The sequence below is a fragment of the Sphingomonas sp. genome (genome assembly GCF_026460985.1).
Lineage (GTDB): Bacteria > Pseudomonadota > Alphaproteobacteria > Sphingomonadales > Sphingomonadaceae > Sphingomonas.
The window spans coordinates 21646-42407 of the sequence record NZ_JAPKNM010000112.1; the positions used below are offsets into that span (position 1 = coordinate 21646).

Genomic DNA, 20762 nt, shown 5'->3' on the forward strand with positions numbered 1-20762 from the left:
CCCCCTTGACTACAGACGTAATCGTGACGATTACACAAGTAGTCAGAAAGAGGGACCCATGGCCGAACGGATCAGCGATGCCGAGCACACGGTGATGGAGGTGCTCTGGGAGGAGTCGCCGCTTACCGCGCAGGAAGTCGCCGAGCGCGTGCCCGCCGAGCGCGACTGGAGCGCCAATACGGTCAAGACCCTGCTCGGACGCCTGCTCGCCAAGAGCATCATCGCGCACGAGGAGGACGGCCGCCGCTACCGCTACCGCCCGCTGGTGGATCGCGCGGACTATGTCGTCGGCGAATCGCGCCGCTTCATGGACCGCCTGTTCGGCGGCAAGCTCACGCCGTTGGTCGCGCATCTCGCCGAGCGCGACGCGATCACCGACCAGGACATCGCCGAGATCGAAGCGCTGTTGAAGGAGCTCAAGTCATGATCGCCTTCGCGATAGAGACCTTCGTCGCCACCACGCTGCTGATGCTGCTCGTGCTGGCGGTCCGCGGACCCGTGCGGAAGGCGTTCGGGCCGCACATCGCCTATGCCCTGTGGCTGCTGCCCGTCGCGCGGCTGCTGCTGCCGCCGCTCCCCGAGAGCTGGCGCGAGCAGGCGGCGGCGCCGGTCGCCGCGGCGAGCGATATCGTCGCGGTCTATTTCGTCGAGCCGCTCGGCGCCGCGCCCTCCGCGGGGGCGGAGGGAAGCTTCGGCCTGTGGATGGTGCTGCTGCTCGTCTGGGCGCTCGGCGCCGCGGCGTTCCTCGGCTACCACCTCGTCTCGCACAGCCGCTACACCGCCAGCCTGCTGCGCCGCGCCCGCGTCGACCGTACGATCGCCCAGGGCAAGGTGCGCGTGATCGAGACTGACGCCGCGCACGGCCCCCTGGCCTTCGGCATCTTCCGCAAATATGTCGCGTTTCCGCGCGATTTCTCCGAGCGTTACGACGAGCAGGAGCGCGATCTCGCGCTCGCCCATGAGCTCGGCCACCATGTCCGTGGCGATCTGATCGCGAACTGGGTCGCGCTGATCGTCCTCGCGCTCCATTGGTTCAATCCGATCGCCTGGAGGGCCTTCCGCGCCTTCCGCGCCGATCAGGAAATGGCCTGCGACGCCCTCGTGCTCGCCGGCCGCGCCCAGGCACTGCGCCATGCTTATGGCCGTGCGATCGTCAAGTCCGCGCATGGGGGTGCGGTCTCGGCGGCATGTCACTTGCACACGATCAACGAAGTGAAAGGGAGGCTACGCATGCTTTCGAAGACCCGGCAATTTTCCCCCACGCGCGCCGCCACGGGCCTGATCGGCGTCGGCGCGCTCTCGGTCGCCGCTCTGGGGCTCACCGCCTCGGGCACCCAGGCCGCCGAGACGCTCAAGAACAAGGTCGAGACCGTGACCGGGGTCAGCCTCGGCCAGGACGTGCCACCGCCTCCGCCCGCGGCCGAAGCGCCCGAGGCGCCGGAGGCTCCCGAGGCCGCGGAAGCGCCCGAGGCGCCCGCCGCGGCGCCCGCTCCGCACAGGATCGAGCGCCACGTCTATCGCATGAGCGACGACAAGAAGGACGGCAAGCAGATCCGCCAGATGGTCATCGTCCGCGCCGACGGCAGCAGGGACGAGATCGCGATGCCCGATATGGAGAAGATCCGCATCACGGTCCCCGAGGTCCGCGACGGCAAGTGCGGCAAGGGCGCCGGCAAGCCGACGGTCGAGCACCGCGAGGACGACGGCAAGAGGATCATGGTCATCTGCACCGACCGGATCGAGGCGATGAGCGAGAACGCCACTCGCATGGCGATGCGCCACAAGGAGTTCGGCATGGAGAGCGCCCGCATGGGGCTGCGCATGGCGCGGCGCTCGATCGAGAGCGAGCCCAACATGTCCGGCGACGAGCGCGCCAAGGCGCTCAAGGGTATCGACGAGGCGCTCGCCGAGCTCGAGAAGAAGCGCGACCAGGACTGACGAGAGGGGAGGGGCGTCTCCGCCCTCGCGGACGCCCTTCACGCGGGGCCGGCTGAACTCCTTCGCAGCCGGCCCCGTTTTTAATCCTCCCCCGCCAGGGGGAGGTGTCGCCGAAGGCGACGGAGGGGGAGGTAAGCGACTCACCAGCCGGAGTGCTTCCTCCCCCTCCGTCATGCTTCGCATGCCACCTCCCCCTGGCGGGGGAGGATTGAGGAGAGCATGGAAGCCCTTGTCTCGGCCGCCCACACCCGCCACATCGCACCGATGATCGAGGCTCCCACTGGCGTCGCGCTCGCGATTGCGCCGCTGGTCACGCGCGTTCTCGCGCCCAACCCGTCGCCCTTCACCTATACCGGCACCCAGACCTATCTGGTCGGCACCGCCGCGCTCGCGGTGATCGACCCCGGCCCCGACGATCCTGAACATCTCGAAGCGCTACTCGCCGCGATCGCTGGCCGCCCGGTGACTGCGATCCTCTGCACCCACACGCACCGCGACCACAGCCCCGCCGCCGCCTTGCTCAAGGCCGCGACCGGCGCGCTGATCGTGGGCTGCGCGCCGCTCAGCCTCGAGGATGCCGGCCCACGCGCCGACGCCGCTTTCGACACCACCTACGTCCCCGATCGCGTCCTGGCCGATGGCGAGAGCGTGACCGGCCCCGACTGGACGCTCACCGCAATCGCCACCCCCGGCCACACCTCGAACCATCTCGTCTTCGCGCTGCCGGAGGCGGGGGCATTGTTCACCGGCGACCATGTCATGGGCTGGTCGACCACCGTGGTCGCGCCGCCCGACGGCGACATGGCGGCGTACATGGCCAGCCTCGACAAGCTCATGGCCCGCGAGGACCGCGTCTATTATCCCGCGCATGGCGAGCCGATCGAGAATCCCCGCCGCTTCGTCCGCGGGCTGATGGGCCATCGCAAGCAGCGCGAGGGCCAGATTCTCCGCCTGCTCCGCGACGATATCGGCGCGATCCCCGCGATGGTCGAGCGCATGTATGTCGGGCTCGATCCGCGCCTCACCGGCGCCGCGGGCCGCTCGGTGCTCGCGCATCTGCTCGATCTTCGGAACCGCGGAATCGTCGAGGAGGCGGGCGGCGCGTGGAAGCTCGCGGCGTGACGCGCTGGGGCTGCCTCAAATTCGGCGCGCTGCTCGCCGCGCTCGTCCTCGCGATCGGGGCGGGATTCTGGTTCCTCGGCGACACCATCAAGAGCCCGTTCCGCGGCCCCGATCCCGTCACCGTCGCGCAGGCGAGCCTCCAGGGCCTGCGCGAGCAGAACCGCCTCTCGACCTTCGCCGCGCGCTATGTCGCGGTGGTCACCTCGAAGCAGAGCCGCCTCGGCCTCACCGCCGAGAAGACGCTGATCATGCCCGGTATGGTCCGCTATGAGGTCGATCTGGCGAAGCTCCAGCAGAAGAGCCTGTCCTGGGACGCCGCCAACAACCGGCTCACCATATTGCTCCCCCCGATCGAGGTGATCGGCCCCGACGTCGATCTCGACGGCATCCGCGAATATTCGGAAGGCGGGCTGCTGATGCGCTTCACCGATGTCGAGACCCAGCTCGATGCCGCCAACCGCAAGGCGGGCCGGCAGGAGCTGATCCGCCAGGCGCGCGGGCCCATGCCGATGAAGCTCGCCCGCGACGCCACCCGCCGCGCGATCGAGCGCAGCTTCGCGATGCCGCTCAAGGCCGCGGGCCTCGACGCGAAGGTCGCGGTGTACTTTCCCGACGAGCGTCCGGGCGAGGAGTGGGACAGGTCGCGCAGCCCCGAGGATGTCGTGGCCAATCGCTGGTAACCGTCATCCCGGCGAAAGCCGGGACCTCAGGCCGCAAGCGAACGGCTCGTTTCATGAGATCCCGGCTTTCGCCGGGATGACGGTTGGGCTTGATCCGAGCCCCTGCGCGGGCCATCTGCCCCCACATGGACGCACGAAACGGAATGGGCGGCAGCCTGGCGGGACTCGACCTTCGCGCCGAGATCGATCGGCTGCGCAAGGAGCGCAACGCCGTCATCCTCGCGCATTATTACCAAAAGCCCGAGCTCCAGGACCTGGCGGACTTCGTCGGCGACAGCCTCGATCTCTCCCGGAAAGCCGCCGAGACCGACGCCGACGTCATCGCCTTTTGCGGCGTCCGCTTCATGGCCGAGACCGCCAAGATCCTCTCGCCCGACAAGATCGTCGTGCTCCCCGACATGAATGCGGGCTGCTCGCTCGAGGACAGCTGCCCGCCCGAGCAGTTCGCCGCCTTCCGCGCGCAGCATCCCGATCATATCGCGCTGACCTACATCAACTGCTCGGTCGAAGTGAAAGCGCTCTCCGACATCATCGTCACCAGCTCCTCGGCCGAGAAGATTCTCGCCCAGATCCCGGCGGACCAGAAGATCATCTTCGGCCCCGATCGCAATCTCGGCGGCTATCTCACCCGCACGCTGGGACGCGAGATGCTGCTCTGGCCGGGCGTGTGCATCGTCCACGAGGCCTTCTCGGAGACCGAATTGCTCAAGCTCGAGGCGCAATATCCGAACGCGCCGATCGCCGCGCACCCCGAATGCCCGCCGCACATCCTCGACCATGCCGACTATGTCGGCTCGACCCGCGGCATCCTCGATTTCGCCAAGAGCTTCCCGGGCGACACTTTGATCGTCGCCACCGAGCCGCACATCATCCATCAGATGGAAAAGGCGCTGCCGGAAAAGACCTTCATCGGCGCGCCCGGCGCCGACGGCAACTGCAACTGCAACATCTGCCCGTACATGGCGCTCAACAACCTGGAGAAGCTCTACCTCGCGCTCCGCGACCTCGAGCCGCGCATCGAGATCGAGGAAGGCATGCGCCTGAAGGCCAAGCAGAGCCTCGACCGGATGCTGGAGATGGCCAGCGCCACGGTGGGGCAGGGCGATCTCGGCCCGGTGCCCGCGGTCGGGGGAGACCCGAAGAAGGGCGACTAGGAGTCTTCAATCCTCCCCCGCCAGGGGGAGGTGGCATGCGCAGCATGACGGAGGGGGCGGAATCACGACGGCTTGTGGGTCGCTTACCTCCCCCTCCGTCGCCTTCGGCGACACCTCCCCCTGGCGGGGGAGGATTTGGAACGTCCCGCCAAACATCCGCGGCCCCGTCAGGAGCCGTCCCGTCCATACACGTCGTCGCGGAAGCGCACGCCCGATCGCGCGGCGGGCGCGGCGGTGAGATAGGTCAGGTACACCGGCACCTGCACCGACAGCGGCACCGCCTGTTCCGGCTCGGACGACCGGCGCGGGAGCGGCTTCTGGAGGAGCCAGCGCCCGAGCTCGGCGGCGTCCTCGAGGCGGATGCAGCCATTGCTGAAATGGCGGTCCTCCTTCTTGAGCAGGTCGCGCTCGGGGGTGTCGTGCAGGTAGATGCCTTCCTTGTTGGGGAAGAGGAATTTGACCCGGCCCATCGAATTGTGCGGGCCGGGCAGCTCGCGGAGGCGGACCAGCTGCCTGCCCGCGGCTACCGCCGTCCAGTCGATCTCGGCCGCTTCCAGCTGGCGCGGCGAGGCGCTCCAGTCGGAGAGTGCCTCCATCTTCAGGCTGTCGAGCGAGCGGCCGCCGAGCACCTTCGGCGCGATGCTGTTCTGCGCGAGATAGTCGGGCACGTTCCAATAGGGGTTGAGGATCGCCCATTGCAGCGCCCCGGCGAGCATCGGGGTCTGCGTTGCCGGCGCGCCGACGACGACACGCATCGTGCCGACCTCGCGGCCGGCCTCGTAATACCAGAGCCGCGCCGAGGAGGCGTCCACCACGATGTGCCGCGTCCAGGGGCTGGGGAGCAGGCGGGCGCGCTCCATGTTCAGGCGCAGCCGCGCCATCTCGTCCTCCGAGGCGCCGGCCTTGTGCGCGCGGCCGGCGAGGTCGCGGAGGCGGACATATTGGTCGCTCATCCAGCCCATCCCGGCGACATAGTCCGAGAACGAGGCCGGGAAGGCGGCGGCGCGCAGTACCGTCTCGACGCGCGGCTTTCGGGGCTTGAGGCTGCGATCGGCCCAGATCATCCGCACGCGGGGCTTGCGGCGCAGGTCGCGGACATAGCGCGCAAAGGCGTCGGACAGCGCGAGCTCGGCGCGCGCGATCGCCTGCGCATCGCCGCCCCGCGCGGCGGCGACCGTCTCGCGCAGCTTGGCGAGCTTATAGTCTTCGGGGTCCAGCCCATCGAGATCCGCCGAGGCGAGATAGTCGAGCAGCCGGTCGGCCGGCCGGCCGATCGTGCCGCCCGCCGCCCAGAGCGGCCGGAAGCCGCGTTCGGCATAGAAGCGCTCGAGCGCGCCGCCGGCTTCCCTGCGGAGCGCCGCCGCCACGGGATCGGCAGCCGCCGTGTCCGCGGTGGCGGCCTGTGCCGCGACGGGTGGGAGTTGCAGCGCGGCCGATGCGGCGAGCGCTGCCAGTAGCCGGAGGGGAATGCGGCACCGCCGCATTCCCGATTTCCGCGCGATCAGCCTCGTTCCCCGCGACGGGTCGGGGCAGGCGGGGCCGGAGGCGGCGCCAGCGGCGCATTGGGATGATAGATCCCGTCGGCGGTGTAATATCCGTCGACGATCCCGTCGCCGTCGCGATCGGCGGCGGTGGAGCCGGCAACGGATCCCGGCGGCGGCGGAGGCGGCGGCGCCATTGCGACTTCCTCCTCCTTCTTCGCACATGCGGAAAGTGCCAGGGCTCCCAGGCCGGCCAGCACGAAGTAGCGAATACGCATATATCTCTCCCTTGTCGCGTGATCGGCATTCAGCCGCACGCCTGCATCCTCCACCCCGGCCGCACCTCCCTCCCGGCGCGAACCTGTCCCGCAGGTGAACCGGGGGGAAACCGCTCGCTCTCCAGAGACGTGCCGTGCTTCAGGGCCGATGAACGACCAGCGTTCGTTTCCCCTCCCTGCAAGGGAGGGGATCAAGGGGTGGGTAGTGACAGGCGAGGCTCGATGCCTCGTCTGTCGCTTTGCTTGCTTGGCGATGAGTCTTTTGGGCGCGCAGACGCGCGCACCCACCCCCATCCCCTCCCTTGCAGGGAGGGGCGTGCTGAATCCTAGAACAGCCGAACCCCCAGCTGCACGCCCGCGCCGACATCGGGCGCGCTGCGCGAGACGCCCGCATTGCCGTAGACCGAGAGCGACAGCCGCCGCGAGACGCCCGCCGCGAGCCGGGCCGAGACGAGCTGCTCGTCGGCGATCGTCGGGATGAGGCTCTGCGAATAGCCGTAGGAGAGCTGCCCGGAGACGCTCCGACCCAGCCGCGCGCCCAGGCCGGCCTGGCCCGACAGGCTGTTGCGCAGCGCATAGTCGGCGGGCTTTCCCGGCACCGTGTAGGTGAGGCTCGCAAAGGGCGTGACGCCGGCCACGGTCCTCGAGATCTCGGCGCCCATGGCATAGTCGACCTCGCCGGTGCCGAGGCGCGCGCGCCGGGACGCCGTGGGGAGCTTCACCTGGCCATAGACGGCGAGGTCGACCGCGGGGCCGGTGGGCAGCATCACCGCCGCCCCGACGCGCAGGTCGCCCAGGCCCTGGCGCCGGATCCGCGTGGCGGGCTGGGTCGGATCGACGACGATCGGGAGCCCGAGCAGGCCGCCGCTTCCCGCGACGACATTGCCGGGCGCATCGACGCGCAGATAGGGGAGCGACGCGGTCACGATCACGCGCCCTGCCGCGACCCGCGCGGTACTGGTGATCGAGGTCGTCTCGATCTCCTCGCCGGTCCCATAGTCGCCCGTCTGATATTCCACGCCGCCGCTCAGCTCCGCACGCGCGCCGGGGCGCTCGGTCGGGCGTTGCTGCGCCAGCGCCGGCGATGTGAGCAGGACGGCCGCAAGGGCTGGGGCGAGGATGCGCATTCAGGACTCCCGTTTCGTGACTTTCGTACGAGAACGAGTGCCCGGGGCGGTTTAATCCGCGCCCCATCTGCCGGCGATCGCCGCGCGCTCGGCCGCGGCATCGAGCGGCTCGCCCGCCATCATCTCCTGCGCATCCGCCATCAGCGCGGCCGACGCCGAACCCGCCTGGCGATACTCGGTCGCCTGCGCCGCATCCACGGCGCGCAGCGTTCGGACCTGCCAGTCCCCGCCTTGCCGGCACGCGATCGCGGACTGGGCGCGCGTCTCGAAGGCGCGGCAATAGCGGCCCTCTGCATTGCGGAAGCTGAGGAGGATCCGCGTGCTCGCATCCGGAGACGCGGCCGCAAGCTGCGCGTCGAGCGCTCTCGCCGTCTCCCCGCGCGCGACGAGCGCACCGTCGCGGGTCGCGAACCCGCTGTCCGTACCCGGCAGGCCCTGGCCGATCACGATCCCCAGCGCGAGTGCCGCCGCGACCGCGCCGCCCGCCATGGCCCAGCGCAGCGGCGGCGCGCGCCGTCGCTCCGGATGGAGCTCGGTGACCTTGGCCGAATCGCGCAGCAGCGCGACCATCGCCTCGGGCGGCGCGGCGCTGGCCAGCGGATCGAACGCGCGGCACAGTTGGTCGCGCAGCGCACGGTGGCGCGCGATCTCGGCGGCGAGCTCCGGGTCGCCGGCGGCCGCCTTCTCGACGCGCTTGGCCGAGACCAGGTCGAGCTCGCCGTCGACATAGGCCATGAGCATTTCGGGGCCGATCGTCATGCCGCCTCTCCCAGCCGCGCCATCAGCGCCTCGCGCCCGCGCACCAGCCGCGAGGTGAGCGTCCCGATGGGGATGTCGAGCAGTTGCGCGGCTTCCTTATAGGCCAGCCCCTCGATCACCACGAGCGCGATGGCCTCGCGCTGCTCGTCGGGCAGGGTCGCCATGGCGCGCCCGACCTGGCCGAGTTCGACCGCCGCCTCGATCGCGCGGTCGCCGGCGCCGCCGACGCTCTCGCCCGCCTCGGCCGGGGCGAAGGTTTCGCCATGACGCGTGCGGGCGCGGCTCGTGTCGATCCACAGGTTGCGCATGATCCGATACATCCAGCTGTCCAGCCGGGTCCCCGGCTGCCATTGTTCCTTCGCCTTGATCGCGCGTTCGATCGAGGCCTGGCACAAATCGTCCGCGTCTGCGGGATTGCGGGCGAGCGCATGGGCGAAGCGCCGCAAGCGCGGCAGCAGCGCCAGCATCTCGTCCTCGAACCTCACGCGTCGCGATCCCCTTTGCGCCTTTGTGGATGAAACGAGCGTGCCGCCGCGTTTCATCCCTGCATGACTAAACTTCGCTTTATCGCTAGTCGAACCCGTATGCGCCGAAGCTGGTGGACAGCCCTCGCGGTTCTGACCGCCTTTCCCGCGACGGCCCAGGCGCAGATCGTGCCTTTGCCCTCGGTGCCGCAGACGCTCGGCACCGTCGGGCGCCAGCTGGGCGAGGTCCTGCCGGACGCCGACCTGCTGCCCGAGGCGCAGCGCATCGCCCGCACGCTCACGCGCGACCGCCTGGAGCGGCTGCGCGAGATCGTCCGCCGTAACCCCGATACGATTGCGCTCGATCGCGATGGCAATCCGGTCCGCGCCCGCGAGATCGTAGTGGTCGATCCCGACGCGGAGCTGATTGAACGGGCGCGGGGGCAGGGCTTCGCGCTGATCGAACAGGCCCAGGTCGAGGGACTGGACGTGGGCTTTGCGCGCTTCGAGACGCCGACCGGCGAATCGCTGCAGCGCGCCCTCAAGCGGATGCGCGCGCTCGCGGGCAAGCGCGAGGTCTCGACCGATCCGCTCCACTTCGCCAGCGGCGCGGCTCTCGGCGAAGCGCCCACGCCCGCGCTCGTCCGCGCTGCCCCCGCGCCCGGCGCGCTCCGCATCGGGATCATCGACGGCGGGATCGATGCCGGGGCCTTCTCGAACCCCATCGTGCAGCGCGGTTTCGCCGCCGGGGCGCCCGCCGTGAACGGCCATGCCATGGCGGTGGCCTCGCTCGCCGCGGGTTCGCCGGCGATCCGCGGGGCCGCGCCCGGCGCGTCGCTGCTGGTCGCCGACGTCTATGGCCGCGATCCCGCCGGCGGCAACGCCACCGCGATCGCCCGGGCGATCGGCTGGATGGTCGAGCAGCGCGTGCCGGTGGTGACGATCAGCCTGGTCGGGCCGCCCAACCCCTTGCTCGCGCGCATCGTCGCGGCGGCGCGCGCCCGGGGGACGGTGATCGTCGCCGCCGTGGGCAATGACGGCCCCGCGGCTCCGCCCGCTTACCCCGCCTCCTATCCCCAGGCCGTGTCGGTGACCGGAGTCGACGCGCGCGGCCGGGCGCTGATCGAGGCCGGCCGCGCCCGGCATCTCGATTATGCCGCACCGGGCGCGGACATGCTCGCTGCGGCGCCCGGCGGCCGGACGGTGGCGGTGCGCGGGACCTCCTTCGCGGCGCCGCTGGTCGCGGGGCGGCTCGCGCGCGCCTATCCGGCGCTGGACCCTGCCGGGATCGCGGCCGGATTGCGCGCCCTCGACCGCGACGCGCTCGACCTGGGCAAGCGCGGGCCGGACCCGCTCTACGGCCGCGGACTGGTGTGCGGCGATTGCCGCACGCCGAAAAAATAGCCGCCGCCGGGATTAAGCCGGCCACCGGACTCGTTCCCGAACTGAGCGCGTCGTGAAGCGCGCCCAGTTCGAAAGGATAGCCCGATGAAACCCCTCTTCCTCGCCACCGCCGCGATCCTCGCTTTCTCGACGACGCCCGCCTCCGCCCAGTTGCTCGGCGGCGGTGGCGGCGGCGGTGGCGGTCTGCTCGGCGGTGGCGGCGGCCTGACCGGCACGCTCGGAGGCTCGCTGGAGCGCACCCGCGAGCCGCTCTCCACCGATCTGCGCGGCAGCGGCAGCGCCGATGGCGGCGCCCGTGCCAATCCGCGCGTCGATCGCCGTAGCGGCCGCGTCGATGCCGACGGTTCGGCCAATGGAGGCGGATCGACCGCGCTCGACGGCGCGGCCGGCCCGCTGAGCCTGACGGGAAGCGCCACCGGCTCGGGCTCGGCGAGCGGCAGCGCGGGCGCGCAACTCGTCGGCACCGACGATGTCCGCAGCGCAGCCGGCGGCGTGCGCGACACTGCCCGCGGGGCGGTGGGCCGCACCCGCGGCGCCGTCTCCGGTGCGCGCGACACTGCGACCGGCGCGGCCGGCGGGCTCGGCAACCTGGGCGGCTCGGCGACGGGCTCCGGCTCGGCCAGCGGTTCCGGCAGCGCGAGCGGCTCGGGCGGCGGCCTGGCGCTCGCCGGATCCTCGGCCGCCAATGGGCTCGGCGCCTTCGCGGTCCAGCCCGGCATGACGATCGAGGACGCGAAGGGCCGTACCATCGGCCGCGTGCGCGACGTCGCCACCGATGCGCGCGGCACGGTCCGGAGCGTCCAGGTCGAGGTCGGCAAGCGCCTCGCCACGCTTCCCGCCGCGAATTTCGCCGGTTCGGGGGACGTGCTGGTCTCGGCCATGTCGAAGGGCGAAGTGAAGGACGCGGCCGAAGCCCAAGCCGAGTGACCGAAGCGCGGGAACGAGGGGGACCCCTCGTTCCCGTCGCGGATCATCGGGAGCCGGCCCCGCGTTGATAGGGGGCGGCGCGGCACGATATCGCGCCGGGAGAGGCGCCATGCCGACAATGGAGCAGAGCCGCCGGCTGATGGTCGATCGCCAGATCGCGGCGCGGGGGATCGCCGACGTCCGGGTGCTGGACGCCATGCTGGAGGTACCGCGCGAAGAATTCGTGCCCGAGGAGATGCAGGCCTTTGCCTATGACGATACGCCGCTGCCGATCGAAGCGGGGCAGACCATATCGCAGCCCTATATCGTCGCGCTGATGATCGAGGCCGCGGCGATAGCGCCGGGAGACCGGGTCCTCGAGATCGGCGTCGGATCGGGCTATGCAGCCGCGGTGATGAGCCGGCTCGGGCGGCGCATCCACGCGATCGATCGCCACGGCGCGCTCGCGGACCTCGCGCGCGATCGCATGGCGCGGCTCGGCTACGACAATGTCGTGGTGCGCACCGGCGACGGCACGCAGGGATGGCCCGAGAACGCGCCCTTCGACGTGATCCTGGTCGCGGCGAGCGGGCCGGAGGTCCCCGAGCCCTTGTGCCGCCAGCTCGTGATCGGCGGCCGGCTGGTGATCCCCGTCGGCGATCCCGACCAGCAGCAACTCGTCCGCATCACCCGCACGGCGCAGAACGACTATCGCGAGGAGGATCTCGGCCCGGTGCGCTTCGTCCCGCTGATCGGCGCGCATGGGTGGAAGGGTGACGGCGGAAGCGATGCGCTGGTCGAGAGCTAGGTCCCGAACAACGGCAGCGCCTCGCTCCCGCCACCCTCCGCGAAGTTCGACACCGTGACCCCCACCAGCCGGATGCCCTTTTCCGGCGGCAGCACCAGTCCGATCAGTTCGCGGCTGGCCGTCCGCAGCGCCTCCTGGCTGCGCACCACCGTCGCGAAGCTCTTGCTCCGCGTGATCTGCCTGAAGTCGGCGAACTTGACCTTCACCGTCACCGTCCGCCCGAAGGCCTGGGCCCTGTCGCACCATTCCCAGACCTCGTCGGCCATTCGCAGCACGCCCGCCTCGATCTCGGCCGGCTCGGTCAGGTCGCGGTCGAAAGTGGTCTCCGATCCCGACGACTTGCGCTCGCGCGATGGGTTGACCGGCCGGTCGTCCTGCCCGCGCGCGATCGCATGATACCATTCGGCCGCGCTGCCGAAATGCGCGCGCAGGAAGTCGAGCGACTTGCCGCGCAGGTCGGCGCCCGTCTCGATCCCCAGCCGCTTCATCTTGGCGGCGGTTACCGGCCCCACGCCGTGGAAGCGCGCCACCGGCAGCGTCTCGACCCAGGCCGCGCCCATCTCGGGCGTCACCGCGAACTGGCCGTTGGGCTTGCGCTGGTCCGAGGCCAGCTTGGCGAGGAACTTGTTGTACGAGATCCCGGCCGAGGCGGTGAGCCCGGTCTCCTCCAGGATGCGCGCGCGGATCTCCTTCGCGGTGGCCCAGGCGGTCTCGATTTCGCGGCGGTTGGCGGTGACGTCGAGATAGGCCTCGTCGAGCGACAGCGGCTGGATCAGCTCGGTATAGTCGGCGAAGATCGCGTGGATCTGCCGCGACACCGCCTTGTACACCTCGAAGCGCGGCCGCACGAAGACGAGCTCGGGGCAGCGCCTGAGCGCGGTCACCGAAGGCAGCGCCGATCGCACCCCGAACCTGCGCGCCTCGTAGCTCGCCGCCGCCACCACTCCGCGCGCCGCGGCATAGCCCACCGCCACCGGGCGCCCACGCAATTCGGGCGCGTCGCGCTGCTCGACCGACGCGTAGAAGGCGTCCATGTCGATATGGATGATCTTCCGGACGGGCGGGGCGTTCACGGCGCCGGTCTAGCGCTGAACGAACAAGGGGGGAACGGGAAAGCCGGGGTCACCCTCACCCTTCCGGCGCTTCGCGCCTCCCTCCCTCTCCCGATGGGAGAGGGAAGGGGCCCGCCGCCGAAGGCGGTGGGAAGGGTGAGGGTGAGTAGGTAGACAGAGGTCGCAACCAGCCTTCCGCCGCAACGAGGTAGGAGCTAGAGCCCCCCCATGCCCTTCTCCCTCGACCATTTCGACCTCGCCGCCTTCGTCCGCGCCACGCTCGCCGAGGATCTGGGCGAGGCCGGCGACATCACCTCCGCCGCGGTGATCCCCGCCGATGCGGTGTTCGAAGGCGTGATGGACAGCCGCGACGCGATCACCGTCGCTGGCCTCCCCATCGCGGAGGCATTCTTCCGCGCGCTCGATCCCGAGGTGGCGATCGAGCGGCTGGTCGAGGACGGGCAGGGGGTTGCCGCCGGCACCGATCTGCTCCGGCTCCGCGGCAAGGCGCGCGCGATGCTCACCGCCGAGCGGTCGGCGCTCAACACCGTCCAGCACCTCTCCGGCATCGCCACGCTGACCCGCGCCTATGTCGATGCCATCGCGGGCACCGGCGCGACCCTGCTCGACACGCGCAAGACCATTCCCGGGCTGCGCGTGCTCGAGAAATACGCCACGCGCATGGGCGGCGCGCGGAACCATCGCATGGGGCTGTGGGACGCGGCGATGATCAAGGACAACCATGTCGCCGTCGCCGGATCGATCGGCGAGGCGGTTGGCCGCGCGGTGGCCGCGGGGATCGATCGCATCATCGTCGAGGTCGATCGGCTCGACCAGATCGAACCGGCGCTGGCTGCCGGCGCCACGCACCTGCTGCTCGACAACATGGCCCCCGCGACGCTGCGCGCGGCTGTCGCCCAGGTCGCCGGGCGCGTGCCGACCGAGGCCTCGGGCGGCGTACGGCTCGACACGATCCGCGCCATCGCGGAATCGGGCGTCACCTATGTCAGCGTCGGCCGCCTGACCCAGTCGGCCCCGGCGGCGGATATCGGGCTGGACTTCAGCGCAGCCTGAGCGCGCTCGCAATGGTAAAAGTGGAAAATTAGGGTCCGTCCGCAGTTACCGTCATCCCGGAAGCCAATTTTCTCCAAATCTATGATTTGGTCAGAAAATTGAGCTGTCCGGGATCCACCGTGAGGCAAATGCTAGCGGCGCGGTGGATCCCGGACAGTAAGGCTTTCCAACGGAAAACCTGGCGGTTTTCCGGGAAAGCCTAACTTCCGGGATGACGGGGTTGGCTTATTGCCCCTCAGCCCTGATCGATCGTCGCGGTCGACGGATGATGCTTGTCGAGGTGCTTCTTGATCATCTTCAGGTTGCGCGAGTTCGATCGGAAGAACAGATCGGGGATCGCGCCCACCCAGGGGATCAGCCCCAGCACCCAGTCGAAGCCGACATTGCCCGCCATCCGCGCGATCTGCGTCTTGGACATGCCGAGGTTGCGCGCCTCCCACGCCATATAGGCGCCCATCGCCGCGGCGATCGTCGTGCCGATGCCCGGGACGAGATCGAGCACCACGTCGAGGCCGATCGGAAAGCGCGTCCCCGGGACCGTCAGGCTGCGCTCGAGCAGATGCTCCATCGCCTCGATGCGCCGGCGGACCGATGCCGGGTCCTTGCCCAGCGGCAGGTTCTTCGCCGCCGCGCTCCATCCCGATGCCATTTGCTGCGGTCTCGCCACCATTCACTCCGTCTCGTTTCGCAGATGGTTCAGCGGGTGCCACGCCCGGCTGTTCCGCTGCCATGCATCCAGCCGCAATGCGACCAGCGACCAACGTAGGGGTTGAGCGATTGGAATATAAGAGGAATCCGCGGTGAGCGCCGCGTCGGCCTCGGCGATACGCTGCGCGCGGGCGGCGAGATCCGGGGCGTCGCGGCCCGCCAGGACCAGCGCCTTCACTGCCTCGGGGCAGGCGATGCAGGCGGTCTGCACGAACCAGCGGCCGCTGTCATAGGGGGCGACAGCGTCGATCAGCCTGAGGTCCGCCGCGGCGTCGAGTCCGACGCGCTGGGGCGTGACGCCGATCCGCAGCATCGCCTCCGCCAGATGCGCCCAGACCAGGGTCGCGCCGGGACCCGCCGGAAGCGCGATGCGCAGGGTCAGGGGTCCGGGATGCTCCCGCCGCCAGGCGGCCACCCGCGCCTCCGCTGCCTCGCGCCGGGCGTCGAGCGACAGCGTTCCCCAGTCGGGCTGGGCGGGGGGCGCCGCCGAATCGAGCTTGCCGGGGAGCAGCGTCTCCACCGGCGTCCAGTCGGGCTGGACCGCGCGGGTGAGCGCCGCCCGGTCGATCGCCATCGCGATCGCGGCACGATTCCCGGCGTCGGCCAGGAAGCCCTGCTGCGCGACGACCGCCAGCCCGAACAGTCCGAAGGGCTGGTCGAGATGAAGGTTCGCGGGTGCGACCTGCGCCTGGGCGAGGATCGGCCAGTCGGCAAAGGTCCCTCCGAGGACGAGATCGGACTCGGTCGCCTTGAAGCGCGCGATCGCCAGCGCCGCGCGTTCGCCGAACAGCCGCACCGTCTCCTCGGGTGCGGGCGTCGCATTGTCCTGGCGCTGCGGATCGGGCGCGGGGGACAGGAGCAGCCCGCGCGGCAACTTGCGCGCGAAGAACGGGCCGCTGCCATCCAGCGCGCCGGTGCGGAACACCGCCAGCTCGGGCTGGGCGAACAGCTTGAGCAGGTCGGGGCGGGGGCGTTTCAGCCGCACTTCGATCACGGTGGGCGTCATCTCGACGATCTCGTCGATCACCGCGAGGAACGGCGCGAGGGCATTGCGGCTGCCGGGCGCGGCGGCGCGGCGGAGCACGCGGACCACCTGCGCCGCGGTCACCGGGGCGCCGTCGGGCCAATAGGCCTCGCGCAGCCGGAAGATGTAGCTGCGTCCGTCGTCGATCACGATCCAGCGCTCGGCCAGCCCCGGCTCGATCTGGCCCGCGCCGTCGAAGCGGACGAGGCCCTGCGCCGTCGCGCCCATCAGCACGCGCTCGGCAGGATCGAGCGGGCCCGCGCTCGGATCGGCCGCCTTGGCCTCGCCGCCGATTGCGCTGACCACCACCGGCGCATCGTCCTTGCGCTGCCCCTCGGGCCCGCACGCACCCGTCGCCAGGCCCAGGCCGAGCAGGACAGGCAGGACGAAGCGGTTCATGCAAGCGGTGTATGGTTCGCACCGCACGCTGCCAACCCCTCTCCGATTTCCTTCCGTTCGCCGCATCGCAGCGGATCCCGGGAACTTGCGTTCAGCCTGAAGGGTTCCCTCCTCCGACCATTTCGAGGAGTAGTTCGATGGCGCGTATCCTGGGACAAGCCGCGACCGCACTGGCTGTGCTCTCGCTGGCAGCAACGCCGGCGATCGCCGCACAGGGCCAGGCTTCCAAGCTTTCGCTCCGGGCCTCGACCGCGGCGGAGAATTCGTCGCAGCTCGGCGGCGCCCCCATCATTGCCCTGATCGGCCTCGCCGCGATCATCGCGGGCGGGATCATCATCGCCACCGAGAACAACGATCCCGACAGCCCCTGATCGCTTGGGCCCGATGGCGGCGCTATCCGCGATAGCGCATCGCGACGTCGCACCTCTCGTACCGGGCTCCGTAGCGGGCCATGATCCCGGCATCGTGCGCGAAGCCGAGCTTCTCGTAGAGATGGATGGCGGCGGCGCACTTGGAGTTGGTGAGCAGGTAGAGAGGGTCCGCGTCCATCGACAGGGCGCGCTGGATGGTCGCGGACAGCAGGAACTCGCCGGCCTTCAGTCCGCGGGCGGTCTCGCGCACGGCCATCTTGGTCAGTTCGAACCCGGACCCTGATTTTCGGAGCGCGCAGGTCCCGATGATCCCCCGTCCCGGGGCTTCGACGAACAGGATCGCGCCGCCACCGTCGATGATCTTCGCGCGCGGGTTCTCCAGGACCTCCCGATCGGCATCCTCGAGCTGGAACATGGCGGTGATCCACTCGGTGTTGATGTCGCGGAAGTGGATCGCGAGGTCGTCGCTATATTCGCGGATCGTCAGCGCTTCGGCCTTGGTGCGGGTCGCCAGAAGGTCGAGCGGCGTGGCCGCCAGCACCTTCTCCGCATCGGTGATCTGCGCGATGAAGGCGTCCATCCCGTCGCCGCAAAGCGTGCGGACCGCCGCTTCGACTTGCGGCCAGACGTGCAGCTTTGCGCGCTCCAGTGCGGCAATTCCGGCGGGGGTCAGGCTTATGGTGCGCTGCCGCTGATCGTCGCCCTGCCGCGATTGGACCAGGCCAAGCTCGATCAACTGGCCTATCCCGCGCGTTATGCCCGGCTGGCTGATTCCCACCGCCTGGACCAATTGCCCGACCGTCAACGCCTTCCCGTCCAGCGCGGCGAGAAGCGGCATGTGGGACGGCTGCACGGGCAACCCGGCCGCAGTGGTGATCCGCGCCGCGCCCGCTTGCATCCGTTCGCCGAGCCGTTTGAGCCGACTGCCCAGGAACGCGGGCCCGAGATCCCGCAGGACGTCCGCCATCACATAATCTCCAACATGTTATATAACGCGATATATAACATGTTGGCGTTTCGTCAATGGCAGGCGCTGGCTCCATCGAAAGCCGGGTGGAGTGTGTCGGGGATATCGCTGGTGCGGACGGCGGGACTCGAACCCGCACGCCCCGAGGGGCAGAAGATTTTAAGTCTCCGGCGTCTACCGGTTCCGCCACGTCCGCACGTTTCGAGCCTTTGCCCAAGCGCATGAGGCCGGAACCGTCAAGCGGTTCCGGCCTCATCTGCGTTTCGAAGGGGTAGAGGGTCGGGTCAGACGTTGAGGCGGACCCGCATCTCCTTGCCGGGCTTGAAATAGGGGACGCGCTTGGGCGCGACGTCGACGGTTTCGCCGGTGCGGGGGTTGCGGCCGGTGCGGCCGTCGCGGGCGCGGGTGGAGAAGGCGCCGAAGCCGCGCAGCTCGACGCGGCCGTCTTCGGTCAGGCGGCTGACGATCTCGTCGAAGAAGACCGAGACGATCTTCTCGACCTCGCGTGCCGACAGGCCGGGATTTTCGTCCACCAGCAGTTGCACGAGTTCCGAACGGATCATCCGCACCCTCCCTTGGCGCACGGATCACGGTTCGTCCGGCGCAGCAAAATCCCCAATAGGGATATTGCTCTAGCGCCGTTATGCAACCTGCATCAACCCGCAGATTAACGGTTTAAGGCATTTATTTTGGGGTAGCGGAAAGGGGAGGTGGCCGAAGCCGCCTCCCCGAACCTGCCTCAGTTCTTCTCGTTGCGGGCCTTGAGGGCCTCGCCGAGAATGTCGCCCAGCGACGCGCCCGAATCGGACGAGCCATACTGCTGAACGGCCTGCTTCTCTTCGGCGATCTGCATCGCCTTGACCGAGAAGGTCGGCTTCTTCGAACGATCGAAGCCGGTGACCATCGCGTCGAACTTCTGGCCGACCTGGAAACGCTCCGGACGCTGCTCGTCGCGGTCGCGGCCGAGATCGGTGCGCTTGATGAAGCCCGTCGCGCCGTCCTCGCCGACCTGGACCTCGAGGCCCGCGTCGCGGACTTCGAGAACCGTCACGGTGACGATCGCGTTCTTGTTGAGCTTGTCGCCGCCGCCGGCTGCAACCGCCGCCGAAGGACCGCCGCGCTCGAGCTGCTTCATGCCGAGGCTGATGCGCTCCTTGTCGGGCTCGATCGCGAGCACGATCGCCTTGACGGTCTCGCCCTTGCGGTGAAGGTTGAGCGCGTCCTCGCCCGAGATGCCCCAGGCGATGTCCGACATGTGGACCATGCCGTCGACGTCGTTGTCGAGGCCGATGAACAGGCCGAATTCGGTGGCGTTCTTGACTTCGCCCTCGACTTCGGTGCCGACCGGGTGCGCGGCCGCGAAGGCCTCCCACGGATTGTTCTGCGCCTGCTTGAGGCCCAGCGAGATGCGGCGCTTCTCGGCGTCGACCTCGAGCACCACGACATCGACTTCCTGCGAGGTCGAGACGATCTTGCCCGGATGGACGTTCTTCTTGGTCCAGCTCATCTCCGAGACGTGGACCAGGCCCTCGATGCCGGCTTCGAGCTCGACGAACGCGCCGTACTCGGTGATGTTGGTCACGCGGCCGGTGAGCTTCGCGCCGACCGGATACTTGGCGGCGGCGCCATCCCACGGATCGCTCTCGAGCTGCTTCATGCCGAGGCTGATGCGCTGCGTGTCGCGGTTGATGCGGATGATCTGCACCTTCACCGTGTCACCGATGTTGAGCACTTCGCTCGGATGGTTGACGCGCTTGTAGCTGAGGTCGGTGACGTGCAGCAGGCCGTCGATGCCGCCCAGGTCGACGAACGCACCGTAATCGGTGATGTTCTTGACGACGCCGTCGATCACCTGGCCCTCGGCGAGGCTCTGGATCAGGCCCGAGCGCTGCTCGGCGCGGGTTTCCTCGAGCACCGCGCGACGCGACACGACGATGTTGCCGCGCTTGCGGTCCATCTTGAGGATCTGGAAGGGCTGGGGGATGTCCATCAGCGGCGTGACGTCGCGCACCGGACGGATATCGACCTGCGAGCCGGGGAGGAAGGCCACCGCGCCCGAAAGGTCGACGGTGAAGCCGCCCTTGACGCGGCCGAAGATGACGCCTTCGACGCGCGCGGTCTTGGCGAATTCGGTCTCGAGCTTGTCCCAGGCGGCTTCGCGGCGGGCGCGGTCGCGGCTGAGCATCGCTTCGCCGTTGGCGTTCTCGACGCGGTCGACATAGACTTCGACTTCGTCGCCGACCTTGAGCTCTGCCTTCTGGCCCGGCGCGGCGAATTCGCGCAGCGGCACGCGGCCTTCGGACTTGAGGCCCACGTCGATGACCGCGAGGTCGTTCTCGATGCCGGTGACGGTGCCGATGACGACGCGGCCTTCAAAGCTTTCTGCGCCGCCGAGAGTTTGTTCGAGGAGCGCCGCGAAATCGTCGCGGCTGGGGTTTGCCGTAGTGGCCATAGAGGTTCAGTTCCTGGTCTAACGTTTTTTCCGGCCAGCCGGTTGAATCCGGCGGTCTTGGAGGCCGAAATTGCCGCGGCGGCCGAATGCCGGTCGCGGCATCCGTGCGGACCAAGAAAAGCGGAGGGGCTAGACGCGCTTGCTGCGAAAAGGGCGCGCGCGACTCATGTCCACGCGCCATACCTCCGCGAGCCTCTGCCCGCAGGACGCGCGGCCCATAGCCGAACCGGGCCTCAGAGGCAAGGCGGCGCGCGGCCCATTGCGGCTGGGCGTTCGCCATGTCAGGGCCGCGCCATTCAAACGAAGAAAGCGCCATGGACCACGTCAACCAGACCTTCGAAGCCGCCACCGTCTCGCTGGACGGCAACAGCTATACCGACTGCACCTTCCGCGACGTCACCTTCGTCTATGCCGGCGGGCCACTCGAGATGAGCAACTGCGCGATGGACCGCTTCGCCTTCCAGTTCGACGGCGATCTCGCGCGCGGGCTGTTCACGCTCTACCAGCTGTTCGGCACCGAAGGCATGCTCACCATCCTGCGCGGCTTCACCCAGCCGGGCGAGGGCGGCGAGATCACCCTCCCGGTCGGCTGAA

Annotated in this window: 22 protein-coding genes and 1 tRNA gene; 11 read left to right on the forward strand and 12 right to left on the reverse strand. The window is 69.5% G+C overall.

The window, feature by feature from the left end; translation table 11 throughout:
* Window positions 1-58: 58 nt before the first annotated feature.
* The 5 genes from MT490_RS18265 to nadA all read left to right on the forward strand — a co-directional run bounded on the left by MT490_RS18265 (window position 59) and on the right by nadA (window position 4894).
* Entirely contained in the window at window positions 59-427 is a 369-nt protein-coding gene (locus tag MT490_RS18265) for a BlaI/MecI/CopY family transcriptional regulator (protein WP_297390885.1), read from the forward strand.
* Window positions 424-1938 (forward strand): M56 family metallopeptidase, encoded by a 1515-nt coding sequence (locus tag MT490_RS18270; protein WP_297390887.1) that lies wholly within the window; start codon window positions 424-426, stop codon window positions 1936-1938. The genes MT490_RS18265 and MT490_RS18270 overlap by 4 nt, the downstream gene beginning before the upstream one ends.
* A gap of 264 nt (window positions 1939-2202) precedes the next feature.
* The gene (locus tag MT490_RS18275; RefSeq protein WP_297390974.1) at window positions 2203-3060 is read left to right on the forward strand and encodes an MBL fold metallo-hydrolase; all 858 of its coding nucleotides are present in this window, start codon (window positions 2203-2205) and stop codon (window positions 3058-3060) included.
* Window positions 3061-3113: 53 nt separating this feature from the next.
* Window positions 3114-3740 (forward strand): DUF4230 domain-containing protein, encoded by a 627-nt coding sequence (locus MT490_RS18280; protein WP_297390975.1) that lies wholly within the window; start codon window positions 3114-3116, stop codon window positions 3738-3740.
* Window positions 3741-3865: 125 nt separating this feature from the next.
* A complete protein-coding gene (gene nadA, locus MT490_RS18285; protein WP_297390890.1) occupies window positions 3866-4894 on the forward strand; it encodes a quinolinate synthase NadA in 1029 nt (342 codons plus the stop codon).
* 167 nt (window positions 4895-5061) lie between these two features.
* On the opposite strand, the gene MT490_RS18290 is transcribed toward nadA, so the two are convergent.
* The 5 genes from MT490_RS18290 to MT490_RS18310 form a co-directional block, all read right to left on the reverse strand.
* Window positions 5062-6378 carry a L,D-transpeptidase family protein gene (locus MT490_RS18290; protein ID WP_297390892.1) on the reverse strand — a complete coding sequence of 439 codons (1317 nt, stop codon included), beginning with the start codon at window positions 6376-6378 and terminating at the stop codon, window positions 5062-5064.
* Between the two features lie 17 nt (window positions 6379-6395).
* Entirely contained in the window at window positions 6396-6653 is a 258-nt protein-coding gene (locus MT490_RS18295) for a hypothetical protein (RefSeq protein ID WP_297390894.1), read from the reverse strand.
* 326 nt (window positions 6654-6979) lie between these two features.
* Window positions 6980-7780: a transporter gene (locus MT490_RS18300; protein WP_297390896.1), complete on the reverse strand. Its 801-nt coding sequence runs from the start codon at window positions 7778-7780 to the stop codon at window positions 6980-6982.
* Between the two features lie 51 nt (window positions 7781-7831).
* Window positions 7832-8539: an anti-sigma factor gene (locus MT490_RS18305; protein ID WP_297390897.1), complete on the reverse strand. Its 708-nt coding sequence runs from the start codon at window positions 8537-8539 to the stop codon at window positions 7832-7834.
* Window positions 8536-9024, reverse strand: a complete 489-nt coding sequence (locus MT490_RS18310) for a sigma-70 family RNA polymerase sigma factor (protein ID WP_297390899.1) — start codon at window positions 9022-9024, stop codon at window positions 8536-8538. The genes MT490_RS18305 and MT490_RS18310 overlap by 4 nt, the downstream gene beginning before the upstream one ends.
* Window positions 9025-9123: 99 nt before the next feature.
* On the opposite strand from MT490_RS18310, the gene MT490_RS18315 reads away from it, so the two are divergent.
* From MT490_RS18315 to MT490_RS18325, 3 genes are all read left to right on the forward strand, one after another.
* A complete protein-coding gene (locus tag MT490_RS18315; RefSeq protein WP_297390901.1) occupies window positions 9124-10407 on the forward strand; it encodes a S8 family serine peptidase in 1284 nt (427 codons plus the stop codon).
* A gap of 84 nt (window positions 10408-10491) precedes the next feature.
* A complete protein-coding gene (locus MT490_RS18320; RefSeq protein ID WP_297390903.1) occupies window positions 10492-11334 on the forward strand; it encodes a hypothetical protein in 843 nt (280 codons plus the stop codon).
* Between the two features lie 109 nt (window positions 11335-11443).
* A complete protein-coding gene (locus MT490_RS18325) occupies window positions 11444-12121 on the forward strand; it encodes a protein-L-isoaspartate(D-aspartate) O-methyltransferase (protein ID WP_297390905.1) in 678 nt (225 codons plus the stop codon).
* On the opposite strand, the gene dinB is transcribed toward MT490_RS18325, so the two are convergent.
* Complete coding sequence (gene dinB, locus MT490_RS18330) at window positions 12118-13194, reverse strand: DNA polymerase IV (RefSeq protein WP_297390907.1); 1077 nt, start codon at window positions 13192-13194, stop codon at window positions 12118-12120. The genes MT490_RS18325 and dinB overlap by 4 nt on opposite strands.
* 207 nt (window positions 13195-13401) lie before the next feature.
* Here dinB and nadC point away from each other — a divergent pair, with 207 nt between their 5' ends.
* The gene (gene nadC, locus MT490_RS18335) at window positions 13402-14247 is read left to right on the forward strand and encodes a carboxylating nicotinate-nucleotide diphosphorylase (RefSeq protein ID WP_297390909.1); all 846 of its coding nucleotides are present in this window, start codon (window positions 13402-13404) and stop codon (window positions 14245-14247) included.
* 235 nt (window positions 14248-14482) lie between these two features.
* Here the strand turns inward: nadC and MT490_RS18340 are convergent, their stop codons facing one another.
* Both MT490_RS18340 and MT490_RS18345 read right to left on the reverse strand, forming a co-directional pair.
* Complete coding sequence (locus tag MT490_RS18340) at window positions 14483-14896, reverse strand: DUF4112 domain-containing protein (RefSeq protein ID WP_297390911.1); 414 nt, start codon at window positions 14894-14896, stop codon at window positions 14483-14485.
* A gap of 21 nt (window positions 14897-14917) precedes the next feature.
* Window positions 14918-16378: an ABC transporter substrate-binding protein gene (locus tag MT490_RS18345; protein WP_297390913.1), complete on the reverse strand. Its 1461-nt coding sequence runs from the start codon at window positions 16376-16378 to the stop codon at window positions 14918-14920.
* A 137-nt stretch (window positions 16379-16515) separates the two neighbouring features.
* On the opposite strand from MT490_RS18345, the gene MT490_RS18350 reads away from it, so the two are divergent.
* Window positions 16516-16749 (forward strand): hypothetical protein, encoded by a 234-nt coding sequence (locus tag MT490_RS18350; protein ID WP_297390934.1) that lies wholly within the window; start codon window positions 16516-16518, stop codon window positions 16747-16749.
* Between the two features lie 22 nt (window positions 16750-16771).
* Here the strand turns inward: MT490_RS18350 and MT490_RS18355 are convergent, their stop codons facing one another.
* The 4 genes from MT490_RS18355 to rpsA form a co-directional block, all read right to left on the reverse strand.
* Entirely contained in the window at window positions 16772-17716 is a 945-nt protein-coding gene (locus MT490_RS18355) for a bifunctional helix-turn-helix transcriptional regulator/GNAT family N-acetyltransferase (RefSeq protein WP_297390936.1), read from the reverse strand.
* Between the two features lie 109 nt (window positions 17717-17825).
* A tRNA-Leu gene (locus tag MT490_RS18360) sits at window positions 17826-17912 on the reverse strand.
* Window positions 17913-18000: 88 nt separating this feature from the next.
* A complete protein-coding gene (locus tag MT490_RS18365; protein ID WP_297390937.1) occupies window positions 18001-18279 on the reverse strand; it encodes an HU family DNA-binding protein in 279 nt (92 codons plus the stop codon).
* 176 nt (window positions 18280-18455) lie between these two features.
* On the reverse strand, window positions 18456-20168 hold the full coding sequence (gene rpsA, locus MT490_RS18370) for a 30S ribosomal protein S1 (RefSeq protein WP_297390940.1): 1713 nt from the start codon (window positions 20166-20168) through the stop codon (window positions 18456-18458).
* A gap of 314 nt (window positions 20169-20482) precedes the next feature.
* Here rpsA and MT490_RS18375 point away from each other — a divergent pair, with 314 nt between their 5' ends.
* Entirely contained in the window at window positions 20483-20761 is a 279-nt protein-coding gene (locus MT490_RS18375) for a hypothetical protein (protein WP_297390942.1), read from the forward strand.
* Window position 20762 lies beyond the last annotated feature (1 nt).